Origin of the sequence: Spirosoma sp. KCTC 42546 (genome assembly GCF_006965485.1) — a bacterium.
GTDB lineage: Bacteria > Bacteroidota > Bacteroidia > Cytophagales > Spirosomataceae > Spirosoma.
In genome coordinates this window covers 1,846,416-1,861,170 of sequence record NZ_CP041360.1, presented here as the reverse complement: position 1 = coordinate 1,861,170, position 14,755 = coordinate 1,846,416, and the positions used below count along the sequence as shown (strand labels likewise).

12 protein-coding genes are annotated in these 14,755 nt (G+C 45.5%); 2 read left to right on the top strand and 10 right to left on the bottom strand.

Annotation, left to right across the window (positions count from 1 at the left end):
- Positions 1-28: 28 nt before the first annotated feature.
- The gene (locus EXU85_RS07530; RefSeq protein WP_142771494.1) at positions 29-1,324 is read right to left on the bottom strand and encodes a DUF2851 family protein; all 1,296 of its coding nucleotides are present in this window, start codon (positions 1,322-1,324) and stop codon (positions 29-31) included.
- Positions 1,325-1,428: 104 nt separating this feature from the next.
- Positions 1,429-2,259 carry an orotidine-5'-phosphate decarboxylase gene (gene pyrF, locus EXU85_RS07525; protein WP_142771493.1) on the bottom strand — a complete coding sequence of 277 codons (831 nt, stop codon included), beginning with the start codon at positions 2,257-2,259 and terminating at the stop codon, positions 1,429-1,431.
- Positions 2,260-2,369: 110 nt separating this feature from the next.
- On the opposite strand from pyrF, the gene rfbC reads away from it, so the two are divergent.
- Positions 2,370-2,915 (top strand): dTDP-4-dehydrorhamnose 3,5-epimerase, encoded by a 546-nt coding sequence (gene rfbC, locus EXU85_RS07520; RefSeq protein ID WP_142771492.1) that lies wholly within the window; start codon positions 2,370-2,372, stop codon positions 2,913-2,915.
- Positions 2,916-2,984: 69 nt separating this feature from the next.
- Here rfbC and EXU85_RS07515 read toward each other — a convergent pair whose 3' ends face one another.
- Positions 2,985-3,677, bottom strand: a complete 693-nt coding sequence (locus EXU85_RS07515) for a type 1 glutamine amidotransferase domain-containing protein (protein ID WP_142771491.1) — start codon at positions 3,675-3,677, stop codon at positions 2,985-2,987.
- Positions 3,678-3,967: 290 nt separating this feature from the next.
- On the opposite strand from EXU85_RS07515, the gene EXU85_RS07510 reads away from it, so the two are divergent.
- Complete coding sequence (locus EXU85_RS07510; RefSeq protein WP_142771490.1) at positions 3,968-4,363, top strand: hypothetical protein; 396 nt, start codon at positions 3,968-3,970, stop codon at positions 4,361-4,363.
- A 211-nt stretch (positions 4,364-4,574) separates the two neighbouring features.
- Here EXU85_RS07510 and EXU85_RS07505 read toward each other — a convergent pair whose 3' ends face one another.
- From EXU85_RS07505 to EXU85_RS07475, 7 genes are all read right to left on the bottom strand, one after another.
- The gene (locus EXU85_RS07505; protein WP_142771489.1) at positions 4,575-6,143 is read right to left on the bottom strand and encodes a hypothetical protein; all 1,569 of its coding nucleotides are present in this window, start codon (positions 6,141-6,143) and stop codon (positions 4,575-4,577) included.
- 99 nt (positions 6,144-6,242) lie between these two features.
- Positions 6,243-7,268 carry a PmoA family protein gene (locus EXU85_RS07500; RefSeq protein WP_142771488.1) on the bottom strand — a complete coding sequence of 342 codons (1,026 nt, stop codon included), beginning with the start codon at positions 7,266-7,268 and terminating at the stop codon, positions 6,243-6,245.
- Between the two features lie 126 nt (positions 7,269-7,394).
- Positions 7,395-8,012: a hypothetical protein gene (locus tag EXU85_RS07495; protein ID WP_142771487.1), complete on the bottom strand. Its 618-nt coding sequence runs from the start codon at positions 8,010-8,012 to the stop codon at positions 7,395-7,397.
- Between the two features lie 54 nt (positions 8,013-8,066).
- A complete protein-coding gene (locus EXU85_RS07490) occupies positions 8,067-9,977 on the bottom strand; it encodes a DUF3857 domain-containing protein (protein WP_142771486.1) in 1,911 nt (636 codons plus the stop codon).
- A 2-nt stretch (positions 9,978-9,979) separates the two neighbouring features.
- Positions 9,980-12,013: a transglutaminase domain-containing protein gene (locus EXU85_RS07485; RefSeq protein WP_142771485.1), complete on the bottom strand. Its 2,034-nt coding sequence runs from the start codon at positions 12,011-12,013 to the stop codon at positions 9,980-9,982.
- Between the two features lie 99 nt (positions 12,014-12,112).
- Entirely contained in the window at positions 12,113-13,816 is a 1,704-nt protein-coding gene (locus EXU85_RS07480) for a beta-xylosidase (RefSeq protein WP_142771484.1), read from the bottom strand.
- Between the two features lie 27 nt (positions 13,817-13,843).
- Complete coding sequence (locus EXU85_RS07475; protein ID WP_142771483.1) at positions 13,844-14,692, bottom strand: family 16 glycosylhydrolase; 849 nt, start codon at positions 14,690-14,692, stop codon at positions 13,844-13,846.
- Positions 14,693-14,755: the final 63 nt, after the last annotated feature.

Here is a 14,755-nt window from a genome sequence, read left to right as displayed (position 1 = left end):
CTCTACTCCCCTTCTTCCCTTTCCTCCCTTATCTATTTTTCAACAGCGCTGCGCCAATCTGGCAACTCAAGCATTTTTTTACGGAACAAAACTCATTATAGAGTTCAATTGCCGCCTGCGAATCGAATGCTGTACGAACACCCAATCCTAGAGTGTCCCAGGTATCGGTCAGGCGGTTTTTTTCGGCAGGCAGTTGCTCTAGTAACTCAATAGCCCGGTCAATATAAGCTGGCTGGCCTCTATGGTGGGCATACGCGGCAAGTAACGGCACAACTGTGTTAATTACAATATTCTCGGCCGAGTTTAGCCCCAACGCCGAAACACTTTTATCGGTTTGTTTTCCAAACCGATAGTGCGATTGCCAGTAGTTAGAAGGTGTTATCTGTAAGGCGTTGAGCAATGTTTCACTATCTCGTGTACCGGCAAATAGTGAAAATAAACTGGCATGATACGTCACCAGACGAGCTAACTGGGCCAATCGTAGAGTTGGGAAATTAGCGGGCCGTAATCGCCCCCATTTCCAGGTATGAGCAGCTACCTGTTTATCAGTAAGTGAATATTTAGATGCGAGAAATCGATATTCGCGTTGAAGCGTTTTAATGTAGTCGTCAGACTCATCCGTATCTAATAATCCGGCTGTACCATACAACATAGCTTCAACTTGTACCAATACATCCCGGTGTTTCAGAATTGCTTTCAAGGGTACAGCCCGACTAAGTTGAGCCATAGGGTCGGCATTGATTTTAAAACCCATGTTCATAGCTAGAAGCCGATAGGCGGTCTCCTCCCAATCGCCACCTGCCTGCTCAACTAGCTGCCGGACCCCTTCTGCTTTCCGTTCCAACCGTTGAAGCATAGCTTTGTCAAGCATTGATGTTATTCGCAAAGGTGCTACGCTACGAAATTGCCCTGCACAGGGAATAGCATCTACTGAATCACTTAATACCTGGTAGCGATCCAGTAATGTCGAATCGATGAGTGGCTGAAGTTCAAGCGTAGGCAGTGGTGTTCCATTAGCCCGATCAACCCGCCGACCGTTGGCCAATCTATCGTCCTGCCAAACAACATGTAGAATGACATTGTCATACGCCCGATCATGCTGATGACGATGCACAAGCCAATCCGATGTTCGGGTATGCATCTCAACCGTACCCACCCACTCTACTTCATTGATCAGTAACCGGGCGTTGGTAAAATCAGGCCCGGCTTCGTGATTCCGAAAACCCGTGTGGAGCACCTGTACGGATTCACCATCGGTTGTAATTAAGTTGTTATTTGTAAAATACTGGTATTGCCAGATAAAATACAGAAAAATTTCGGGCACAGTTTAGTCGATAATTATCAGTTAGTTGATGCCATTAGCAACCCTAAGGCGAGTTGAATATAAACACATTTACTAAAATAATATACCTACTTTCGCCCAATCGTCTAGTTCCTTTGCATAGCAGCTAAATAGGTGGCCATTTCCTTTTGTAAAGCCCTGGCTTCATCTCTTGCTCGATCAGCAAAGTCCACGCCATCGGACGCATATAAAATACTTCTTGACGCGTTTACTAATAAACCACCCGAAGCCGTTAAGCCTCGTCTGGAAACATCTTGAAGACTCCCCCCTTGTGCGCCCACACCGGGCACAAGCAAAAAGTTATCGGGAGCTAATTCTCTGATCCGACTTAGTTCGTCAGCCTGGGTTGCGCCTACAACAAACATAAGTTTATCCGTTCCGGCCCAGGTCTGTGCAGTTTCAATCACAATCTCAAATAGTTCCTGTTCGCCAACTTGTTGTCGCTGGAAATCAGCACTGCCGGTGTTGGATGTCAGCGCTAGAAGAATTACCCATTTACCTTCGTAAGCCAGAAAAGGTAGTACTGAATCATGGCCCATGTAAGGAGCTACCGTAACAGAATCAAACGATAATCCAGCTGCTGCGGGGTCGAAAAAGGTGCGGGCATACAAATCAGAGGTATTCCCAATGTCCCCCCGTTTAGCATCAGCAATAGTGAAGCAATTGGCGGGAATATAGTCAAGGGTTTTCTGCAGGCTTTCCCAACCTCGTGGCCCCTGCGCTTCATAGAAAGCAATATTAGGTTTATAGGCTACGGCGAAGTCGGCAGTAGCGTCGATAATTGCTTTGTTGAATGCAAAGACCGGGTCGGGTTCGGTCAATAGATGTTGGGGAAGTTTACGAGGATCCGTATCTAACCCAACGCATAAATAGGACTGCTTTTGAAAAATCAGATTGCTTAACTCTGAATATGTCATGCTGAAACGGGGATCACAGACTAAAAGATTCCGCTCAAAAGTACGACTTACCGTGTCGGTTTCATAAATTTGCCCATAAGAGACCTTCGTTTAAGAAACACCATCCTATTATGCAAGTTCGGCAAACAGCCATTGATGGCCTAATTGAATTAATTCCACGCGTATTTGAAGACGAGCGTGGACATTTCTTTGAGTCCTACAATAAACCGCTTTTCGTATCGCTGGGCTTGCCAATGGAGTTTGTACAGGACAATCAATCGTTCTCCGTAAAAGGTGTTCTGCGTGGATTGCATATGCAGAACGCACCCTTTGCTCAGGGAAAATTAGTGCGGGTTATCACGGGCCAGGTATTGGACGTAGCCGTTGACTTACGACCGGATTCGCCAACGTTTGGGCAATACGAAACTTTTTTGCTTGACGCCAAGCTAGCCAACATGGCTTATATACCGGAAGGTTTCGCTCACGGATTTGTAGCACTGGAAGACAGTATCTTCAGCTATAAATGCACAAACATTTATAATAAAGCCTCTGAATCTGGCATTATCTGGAATGATCCAGATCTAAATATTAATTGGGGCGTAACGAATCCAATCGTTTCAGAGAAAGATCAGGAACTGAAAACATTACGGGAAGTATTACCAGAGGCTGTAGTATAATGGAAAATGGATAATAAATAATGGACAATGAGCTAGCAGGCCGTTATTCATTATTCATTATCCATTATATTATTTCTCATACATTTCTTCCAGCACCTTCCGTCCTACTTTCCGCGCCGACAATGGATTTTGCCCGGTCACTAAACGTTCATCGACTTCGATGAACGGCAGAAACGGGATCAAGCCTTTACTATAAAGGGCATTTTTCTGCCTCAACGCATCTTCGAGTAAGAACGGAACTTCCTCATCGAGTCGAACGAGTTTTTCTTCCATGTTCGAGAAGCCAGTTACCTGCCGGTTATCAATGAGTAGAGAACCATCAGACAAGGTAACATTGAGTAGTGCACCAACACCGTGGCAAACAGCTGCTACCATACCACCACTTTCATAAATCTGCCGGGTTATACGCTGCACAGCCAGATTGTCAGGAAAATCCCACATAGTGCCGTGTCCGCCAGTAAAATAGAGGATTTGGTAGTTAGAAGCGTCAATTTCATCTAACTTCAATGAGTTATCCAATTTGGAGCGGAATGTTGGATTATGATACCATTTTTCATTGATCGCATCGCGTCGGTCAATACTCTTCTCATCAATGGGAATGGAGCCTCCCACAGGGCTTGCGATATCGTAGGGTAGATTCCGCCCGGCTAATTCATCATAAAAATGGGTAGCCTCGCTAAGCCACAAACCTGTTTTTTGGGACTTAGTAGGATAATCCGTATGGTTCGTGCAGACGATCAGTGCGCGGTAAATAGGATCCATGAGCAAGTAGACAATAGCTGTTTGCGGTAAATAACCGACACTTCAGGACGAAGATAAAGGGTTTATACTAAAACAGCTTACTGCCTCTTACTTACTCTGAACTGCTTGTCAAATCTTCCGCCTTTTAGGTCCCAAGTTTCCAGCTTCGACTAACGTACACGTTTAACTTTTGAAAATATTCTGCGCAAATCCTATAAGCCAGATAAAAATTTTACAAACAAGACCTTATACCAATTAATTATGTTGACGTTTCGTTATATTTGTTGATAAACCGTACTGTGCTAGGTATCATGCAAAACGTTACTTATGAATCTCTCCAGGCAGAGTACGCCTGGATGCTTGTATCTGATCAGCTTCAGCAACGTAATAATGTGTTAGCTAAAAGCATATCACATATGGAGCGTAATCCAAAAGAGTTGCCCATGGCAAGTCGACTGATTATTCTTCGGTATCATCTCAAAATGAGCTTGCGCCAGCTAACACAGACCGCTCGTCAGCAAAAACCTGAATCTCCAAACATCAATCGGTTAGCGGAGCAATGGCAACATATTCATCAACTGTTTTTTTTGCTTCGCCAGATTGACAACGAACTTGGCCGGGCTACTACAGAAAGTCAAACACTACGTTCATGGATGAAATCGCTTGACGGACGTGTGTATCGTTCAGCATTAGTACATTTGAACTAATCAGGTACGATAAACCAATTGGGGGTTAAGTAACAAGTGATAACCACCTGTTACTTAACCCCCAACTGGTTTATCGCTTTTCAGTAAAATTAGCCCTTTACTTCCTGCTCTTTAGTAAGCCAAAGAGCAACCATAGAAGCTACAGCAAAAAATCCTGGTCAGACTAGCCAAATACGGTCTGACCAGTGTAGTTTCCTTCTGGAAATTTTCCTTATCGCTTCCGATTCGATTTAATGTACTGAATCTTCTTTACACTTACCAGAGCACAACCGGGTACACAAGGATTATCAACAGGTGGCACAAATGGATCAACTATCTCAGGAGTAGGCCCATCTGGACTAGTGGCAACCCAGGCAAATTCAACCCAGGCATTAGGCTGGGGCTTATCAGTAACGGGCTCAAACGCTATTTGTCCAATGTCGGCTTCGAGCCAGTAATCGTTTGAGCTTAGATCAATTGTATACGTATGAAATTGCCCATCGTTGATAACTGGAAATTCCATTATTCGATCCCCAGTACCGTATATCGTTATATCGTCACTACGGCGCCATTTAATTCGGAACTTGTCACTTTGCGTGTTAAATGCTGCCCGCAAATAAATCTTCGGATTACTACGGCCTTTCCAAAAAACAAATGGCGATAAAATTCGAGCATTTGTCGCATCATCTAGATGAACATGTAATTTACCGGAAATAGGCCAGCCCGTATCTGTTGCGTGATAGTATAACCAGCCCTTACGCGATGTATCGAACAAATAATTAGGTCCAGGCGGTGAATGCTGTTTATTGTAGACATAGGATCGTATTTCGCTTAAATGTCCTAAGATCAGCTCATAATCCCATTCATGGACTAAATTATGGTCAAACACGACTTTATTCGCAGCTGCGATATAGGAGGCCACAGTACTAGTTTCATCGCCACCCAGATCGGCCCCAAAATAACCTCTTTTCCATTCGTAGTTACCCTTTGCATATAACCCAACTCCGTAACCATTATCGTTCGTCGATGCCATCCAGGGCTCTGTTGGAAATACATCACCAAATATGGTCGTTTGAGGTGGCTGTATCCGTTCTAGTGCAAGAGATCCATTTGTATAGGGGCTACTACCTTTATAAAGCCACATATTGTGATAATCGCCGGTCAAATACATACAAGGAAACTCCTGCTGGCGAGCCTCATACTGAGTTTTATCTGATCGTGACAGAACTACTTTTACGTGCACCTTTACTACATTCCCATCTAATCGAATCCAGTGTTCTATTGTAGCCTCTCCTGGCTCGTTATAAAAAGCAAATTGCTTAGGAATGGTTTTCGTATGCAGTAAATTATCCTGCTTTTCAGCCAATAATACCTGAGCTGAATTAAAGTAGACGTCACCTGCCTGAATGGGGTTCCAGCCGAGACCAACCCAGGCAGGGTTTCCATTTTGTGAATATTCGTATGGACCGCCATAAAGACCTATTTGTATCTGCCGCCCGAGATCAGTACGCCCTCCAATAAGAGGATTACTGACCATATTGCGGGTATTAACCTTTCCCCCCTGGTCATTCTGGAAGGTGAGGTATGTAATAGCACCACCAGCATTTGTATTAATACCTACTTTAATCTGCGAATTCTCAATTGTCATTAATCCATCGGCCCCAACACGAAGCGATGGCTTCGGAAGTGGTAGAGGAGTAGAATTTCGAATTTGAGCAGTTAGCAGTGTTGGCGCCCAAAGTAAGGCAACAAAAAACACACGACTCCAATGCGGGTACTTACTAAAAAAGATGTGGGTCATAAAACCAGTACGATTTGATGTACTAATTTTCATGACCCACAAATAATATGCCAAATGATTTTCTTCTCCTACAAGTTAACGATTTCGAATATTCATTAACTATTTAGATAATCGTACCAAATCAGCATCCGACAAAGTACCTGATTGTATTAATAGTCTATGCCGGAACGTAACAGCCTGATTTGCTGGCAATGTATAATTTAATGCCGGGGCCTTACCACTGCTCATTACAGAGGGTCCTAATGGATTAGCAGCAAACAGACCATAACCTCGGGCATGCCAGTACGTTGGGTAGCCTATATTTTTGGCATGGTCTACTAAAACGACTGATAAGGCTTCCCCGTTAACAGTACCCGTTAATTTCATCCATTGGGCACGCGTCCCCCAGACGGCATCGCCTTCTACGCCTTCGCTACTATGATATAAACCCGTTACACCTGTGTTATTTAATACCGGCACCTTTGTCTGTACCCCTTGCGCGTCAGTGAAGATTTCAGGTTTCGTTGAAGGCTGTTCGAGTTGACGCGCAACTCGCAGAGCAATCATACCTTCCTTATTATCTTTAAAAACGACTTCTTTATCAGCGGCCTTAAGTGTTGTAATTCGTTCAATTGTACGATTGGCAGCACTAGCACCAAATTCATAAGTTGTTGTTTCCTGAAGCATCACTTTGTTATCTTTATCGAGCCAATCGGCTGTAACGACTAGTGTAGCCTTGCCATTCCCGCTCTTCATCGACTTAACACCTGTGTGCACGATTGTACCGAATGGCCCCTTATGCTCGGGTCCAACCTGAATCGAATTATTCCAGAAATCATGACCATTTACATCACCGTAGTTGAACCACATACCCACATGGTGCGGGTGGTCAATTCGTTCGTCGGGCCGAGGGTCGAGTGGCCAGCCTCGTGTGATAAAATTACCTCCAGCCGATAGAATCGGATATAAAACTGGCTTTTTCAGGACGGTTGGGCCTGGATAAATATAAGCCGTGAATGGTTTCCCATCGACGGTAACTGAAACACGCTTCTGCGCTTCATCGTGGGTGAGTTGAATTTTGTTCGATTGAGCCAGGCTTGGTAGTATCGAAATCGAAAATAGGAAGGCAATCAGAAACAGACGCATCAGCTAGTTCGTTAATCCGGATTAGACATTAGATCAGTAAAATAGGCAAAAAAAAATTACCCTGACCTAAAAAAGCCAGGGTAAACAAAATGCTACTGAATAAATAGGGATAAAAGCCAACGCTTCTTAATTGCCCAATAGTATTTTATTCGTTACGTCCTGGTCAATCGTGATATAACCAGGGTAATTCACCTGCTTGCCCAGCAAATCAAGCGTTGGTTTAATCTTGATAGTAAGCTTAGAGGGTTGGGTTCCCGATGCTCCTGATAGGTTCTGTACCAATTGCGTAAACGCATCCCGCGTTTTACTATCCGTGAGCAATTGGTAAGCGTTGGTATTCAACCGAACCGGAACGCGTGTCCGCCCACCACCGGGTTGAACTTCAATGCGCTGATTCAGGAATCCGTTAAACAATTCCTGTCCGGCTAATAAAATCTTATACTCCAGTTGGTTGATACCTGCCACTTTGTTGGTTGGATTGGTAATATCAATATTTAGCCGGGCATCCAACGGTACATTCCGCGTTAGCAAACCAGTCGCCAGCCGGGGGTACTGAGCTGGATTAATATCTTCTACCTTACGCAACTTCCTGACGTCAATTCCTGCCAGGTAAATACTATCAGCAGAGGCAATGGTATAGCGACAATCGCCAAGTGTTTTTGCCTGCGAAATCTGGTTGTTGACACTGCATTGGCTGAACAACAGTGGCAAAGCTGCTACTATTAAAACAAGTGCTTTTTTCATAAGTGATTGTAGTCCTTTTTGTATAAACGTTCGACAGGCAGAAAAGGGTTTGGTTTAATTACTTTTAACGAATACCAATTGAACTCGGTCGGCTTTAGCAATCTTTTTCCGGAAGTCTATCCACTCTGGATAGGCCGTTGCCGGATACCTGCCCCCATGCATGGCAATATGACGAACATACTGGATACGGTCACCATCTGTAGTCAGTTGGGCTGTATAGTTTCCAAATTTCGACGCTATCGTTACGGGATCAATCTTATATTCGGGTGCATAGCCTTTAGGCAGTTGATAAGTAATCGAATCACTGTCCTCAAAATCGTAGTCTACACCTAATTCAAGAGAGGCCTTACGAGGCTGTATTAACGGACTCACCGCCGGTAGTGCCGACAGTAGATTGAGTGGCAGAAACAACCTTGTTCCACTGATCGTAGCTAATTGACGAACCGCCAGGGTTAGATTTTCTGTAACAGCGGGAATAAGGCCAGGGTGTTCATTAAAGGAAAATTTAGTTAACTCAAAGGCCGGAATTGCAATGCGTTTGAGTAACCAGCTACGTTGATCTTCACGATTCAGGCTATGAATTGCATCAGTATAATCGTCCTGCTGAAGACCAGTATAACGGGTTTGAACCTCTGCCGTGGCGTCTCCCTTCTCGGTGAGGTTAACCATAATACGCCGTTGCTGACGATTATCTTTGGCTTCATAGAACGGCGTCTTTATTAGATGTCCGCCTTCGGGTAAAATCAGGAGAGCATGACGATTTCCTGTAAAATCACCCATATAGCCTGCCGGCCCGTACCCACTTGTACACTCCAGAAAGAGCGTATCCCGCTTATCGGGCACACACAGAATAATGTGATTAAACTGAAAACTGGGAAAATCAGCCAATAGATCTGACTCATCATCACCGGCTCTTACTAACAGTGGGTGGGCTACAACGCCAGCAGCTTTTAGTAAAGCCTGGGTATAATTAGTGAGTGCTTTGCAATCGCCATACTTACTGGCGGCTACTTTATCCGCTTCGATAGTCTGCCATCCACCAATTCCCAACTGAACGCTGACATAGCGGGTATGATCCTGCAAGAATTGATAGATCTTCCGTACTTTCCCACTGGTAGTAGTCTCCGTTTTTGTTAATTCGAGTATGCGTTGGCGTAACTCATCAGGAATACGATCGCGACCACTATTCAGCGTATAATAAAACTTCCCGATATCTCGCCAGCTTGTCACTTTTCCTTTGTAGCCCTGAACATCGAAATCAGTAGGCGCAGCATAAACCATAGGTATCTGCTCACGGGCTGGTGGCGACAGGGGTTCAAATTCCAGTGCTGGACGGTTGGCGAGTTTCCATACATAGGTTTTCCCTCCATCGGGTGTAGCTATAGCTGTTCCAGGTACGGGCAAATTCATTTCCTTGTAGCGCAATGACAGCCCTACTGGCATATTGACTGTAAACGTAGCTTGCTGAAGGGCCAGGTGCTCCTTGTTCTGGGGCATCCAGGTTGGGTAAAACATTAGATTTCGCTCCGTTGTCTCCACCAGAAACTCTACGGTATATGGATAAGTTGGCTGCTTGGGAAAGCTCGCCGATTTTACTCGTTGATCATCAAAAAGATTATAGTCGGTGTACGTACTATAGTCCTCAACATCTGCTTTCTTAAGTTTTTTGATCAGCTTTCCGTCTGCATCATAGAGCGCCCCTTCCAGGTCGTTTATTTTCGATAATTTATCGTACCCAACCACCATCGACGCAAAATCATCCCCCTGTTTATCCAGCACTGTTATAACGCTATGTACGCGTTGCGAGGCCTCACCTGCCGACTTCACAGTGAATACCATGTCATGCTGACGAACCACCGCATGCGCATTTTCTTTCAATCCATCGGGTACAGATGTAGCTTTATAATCGGTCTGTGCCCAGGCCAGATGGCTCATTAGCAGAGCCAGGAATAACAAATTTTTCATGATTATTTCGAATCGGCCACTGCTTCCCGTTTGAGTACAATTTGTTCGGCATGTTTGGCCACGATCCGGCTAAACAGTTCCCGTAATGAGCCATACTCCTCGGCAAAATACATCGGCTTACGGAGGGAAATGCGGCTGATAATCTGAATCTGATTTTCGCTGACAACGCCTACCTGATACATAAATCGTCCTCCATTTTCGGGCAGAACCATTGACACGGGCTTCGGTAGCTCTTCTACTTTAAAGTTTTTAGGTAAGGTGTACGTAGCCGAGAAGGTCTCCTCAATAGGTATTCCAAAATCGACAGGATAGAGTCGATCCGTTTCCTTAAACGGGTTAACGGTATGGGCTTCGGTTAGCATGGGGTGAAAATAATACCGGTCACCTGCCCGCCCGCAGGCCTCTGGAATGGTAATCGTATAATCCGTATTGAAAGCACTACTTTTTTCATCTGCTCCCGAAAAGTCAACTTTGTCGATTTGCCAGGCCGGGCGCTTTTTCTGAATACTTTCCAGGTATTTGGCCTTCCCATCCGTGGCAAATTGCTTCCGGGCACTCCAGGCGCTATAACCTCCATGAGAATGCGCGAGTTTGCCAGAGACTTCCCCGTCTTCCGTGAGCGTAAATGTTCCCATATGAACCTCAACGTCGCGTTCATATGGATTCAGCGAGACAAAACGAGATTTGGTTGGATGAACAAGCCGCCCTTTTCCATTCAGGCAATGGAGTGGCAACATGCCCACAGGCAGAAATGCATCGGTAGCATCTAATAATAAATCCTTACCTCCCACCGAAACCTGCGCAACGACGTAGTTGAATTTTTTAATTAAGGGGTATAACTCATTGATTCGACCATGTGAGCGAGTGCTTAAAATAACCGGATTGGCGTCAATATCCATCTCCCGAAGCAAGGCTATCAACATCAGGTTAATATCAGCCGCGTTCCCTTTTTTATTCTCAAGTACCTTTTTTATTCCAGTCGACGACCAGATGCCAGCATCATCGTTCCATTTGATGGTTTGTCGAATATAGTCGTATGCTGCTTTTACCCGGCCCAACGTATCAGCCTGTGAAGCGAGCAATGATTTAGCCGTTTCGCGCAGGAAACCAGTCCGTTTAATTTGACCGCCAAAATCAATATCGGTAAGCAAGGTTTTATCCAGCGTTTCCCAACTGACGGCAATATCCTTACGAACAATGCCCGTCGAACCCGGAATCTGGTAACTGGCCAGTTCAAATTCAATCTTGGCCATATAGTCGTCGTCGGTAGTTATGTAAGCTTCATCCCGAAAAGCCGGAATGTCTTTCATGGCAAATCGATAAGCGGATGCCGTTACATCTGGCTGACCGGAAAACAGACCCACTGTAGTCGATTTGCGATCATTGACAAGCATGGCTAAGTAGCCGCTCATCAGCATCTTATAATAGAAATAATCGGGAATTGTAATCCGGTACTCGCTCCAGCGAACGGGTATGTCCTGTTGAAATCGCCAGGTGCGCGGATTATACGTAACACCAAATGGAGTTCGAACAGTGTATTTATACTCGATAATTGATCCTTCCCGAACGTTGGGCAGTGTATATTTCTCGACCCAAAACTGATCCGATGCTTTTTCGGTAAAATGGCCTTCCTTTTTCAACTGGCTGATCGACACATCGCCATTGGTAAGATTGTAGGTGTAGCCCTCAAAGTCAGACACAAGCTCGTGCTGGCCCATTGTGCCCCGGCGAGTTATCTGCTGAATGGTAGCCCGGTCATAAGCCGATTTTTTTCGGATTTTTAACCGGACATGATAGGTCGTATTTAACCATATGTCATTGTCGCTTTTATCGAACCAAACCTCACCATAATCATATAACACAACCGCTTCGGCTGTGGAGTCGGTAGGAGAATCAACAAAATGATCGGAATTGACTATGCCGAATTTAATAGTAGGTGCTGGATTAGCTGATTTCTGAGAAAATCCTACAGTAATTCCAAGCAGGATACAAACCGTCAGCAGCAAAACGCGCTGACCAACTATGGAAGCGAACATGAACGGTGGGGAAAATTAGACCACTAATTAGCCCGCCAATATAGCGGTTTAGTGACATAAGGCAATACGTGACTTTAGGTAAAGATGACTAAGCTGATTTTACTCCCAGGAAAACTTCAGCAGCGATACGCCCTGACGAGGAAGTTCCATCGGTAGATTCACGATACCCTCTTTCACGTTAATCCATTCGGGTGAGGTCAGCAATTGAAGCTGACCTGCTTTCTCCAGTTCGGCAATTTGCTCGGGCGTTGGACTTTTGGGCGAGCCCATCTTTTTCCAGGCTTCGTAGGAGTTACTAAACTGCTTATCGATGCGGTAATGCTGAAGCAGGACTTTCTGCCCAGGAACACCTTTCACCTGAATGGTTACTGGGGCATCGGGTGCAGGCAGATTATCATCGTGGTAATTCCAGACCATCACCGCAGCCGTTTTAGCATCTTTTGTGGCAAAGGCATTGATGTCGTCTTCGGCCCGCACACTCTGGTCCCGAATACGGGCGTAATCATAGGCGAGGCCGCCTTTCACCCCCACCCGATTGCCCTGCATCATACCGAACATACGGAACACATTTAGCACGGGCTTATCGACGCCATTGGTTGCCAGATCGCGAAAACCCCTAAACCAGGCCTGGTCTTCAAACTCAAACGCCCAGGTTACGGCTCCTTCCAGATTTACACCCCGAGCCTGAGCCAGATCGTATTTACGGGCAAAGGAAGCCGCCGTGTAACTTGAGTACATAGTGCCATTGCGATAGGCATTCTGCGGATGTAAATCCTCCGAACAGGCCGCACAGCCTTCAGGATCGGACTCTCCGATAATAATGGGTAGATGTTTCAGGGTTGGATAGGACGCCACGATTTCAAAGCCTTTGTCAATATCGCGAAGCTGCGTACCCATATTCATTTGCACTGCTCCACTCACCAGTTTAGGCGCACCTTTGGCATGAAACGTAATGAAATCAATGGGGGTACCTGTTTTCCCTGTCACATAGTTCTTGCCGCTAACCACGTGATCCATAAAGGCTTTAAAAAATTTGGCCGATACATCCCAGTTAGGGCCCGTCACCTCGGGGCCACCCACTTTAGCCGTCGGCAGTGCCCGTTTCACCGCATCGGCGGTGTAATCATATAGCTTAATGTATTCGTCGGTGGTGCCTTTCCAGTAGCTAATGTTGGGTTCATTCCACAACTCCCAGTACCAGCTTTCTACCTCCTTTTGGCCGTACCGACTAACCGAATGTTTTACCCACTGATAAACCAGTTCGCTCCATTTTGTATAGTCTTTTGGCGGATAGGCCCAACCGGTGTAAATATCGTTGTAGTTATCGCCGGGTTTCCAGTTGTGCCGGTAGGGTTGCGGATGCGTTGAGAGCGCTTCGGGCATAAAACCGATCTGGGCAATGGGCTTCATACCCCGCTCTATATATGTATCAAAAATTTTATCGACGATCGTCCAGTCGTAGATTGGATTCCCTTTTTTATCTTCAGTATAGGCATTGGTCGACCCCCATTTCAGAGCCGCTTTTCCATCGCCGGTAACCAGCAGACTATGTGCCCGCACGTTTACAGGTACCTTGCTCAACTGCGAGATTTCGGTCAGCAATTTCTTACCATCTTTCATGTAGGTATAGTTCGGCTCATCGTAGCCAAACCACGCCCAGATGGGTTTGATCGGCCCTTTATCAGCGCCTAAATCAACCTCTATCCTGACAGGCTGCGGTTTAACCTGCGCCAGACCAGTATTGATTACCCAAAAGCTGAGCAATGTGGACAGTATACGTACAAGTTGTTTTTGCTGCTTCATAAAAGTAGGTACTCAATAAAGGAATTGTTATTTCTGATAAACCCGCACATAGTCGACTTCAAACCGACGGGGAAATGAAGTTGCCGATGGGTCGCCCCCATTGTCCCCGCCAATAGCCAGATTGACTAGTACATAATGCGGCTGACGAAACGGATTACTACCCGTTCCATCTTTATTAATGGTATCGGTTAATAAAACTGCATTTAATAGCTCATCATCAACATAAAGTCGAATCGCAGTTTCGTCCCAATCCATGCGCCATACGTGGAATTTCTTCGACCAATCGGGATCGTTGAAAGAGGCCATCGGTTTTTTAGTACTCCGCCATTCAGCCGTGTATCGTTTACCGGTTGCCCAGGCAACATTAGCCAGCAGCATGTTCCGATAATACTCCATAATATCGATTTCACCGTTAGCTGGCCATTCGCCTTTCACGCCCAATGTCCAGAAAGCGGGCCATAAACCGGGACTGGTATCAATACGTCCCCGCATTTCAAACCGGCCATACTGCCAACTATGCAACCCATTCGTATGCAAACTGGAAGCCGTATACTTAATGGTAGGCCGGTTGGTCTGCCAGTTTGTGCTATTGGCCTGATACGTTGGATTCGCCTTTTGTTCCCGACGCGCTTCAATAATGAGCAAGCCATTTTCGCAGCGGGCATTATCAGGCTGATACCACTGGAGTTCATGATTCCGGGCAAAGCCCGTTTCAAATTTCCAGTTCTTCGGATTCGGCGGACCAGCTACCTCAAACTCATCGGCCCAGACTAACTTCCACCCATCATCTGCCCTAGCTGATGAGCTGACAGGTTGGCTAAAGCTGGTAGAACTGACTACTACCAGAAAAGTGAAAAGAAGAGATAATCGGCTCATAAGTACCTGACTAGTTTTAAACACAGAGTCACAGAGAGCACAGAGTTAATGTAAAACTCTGTG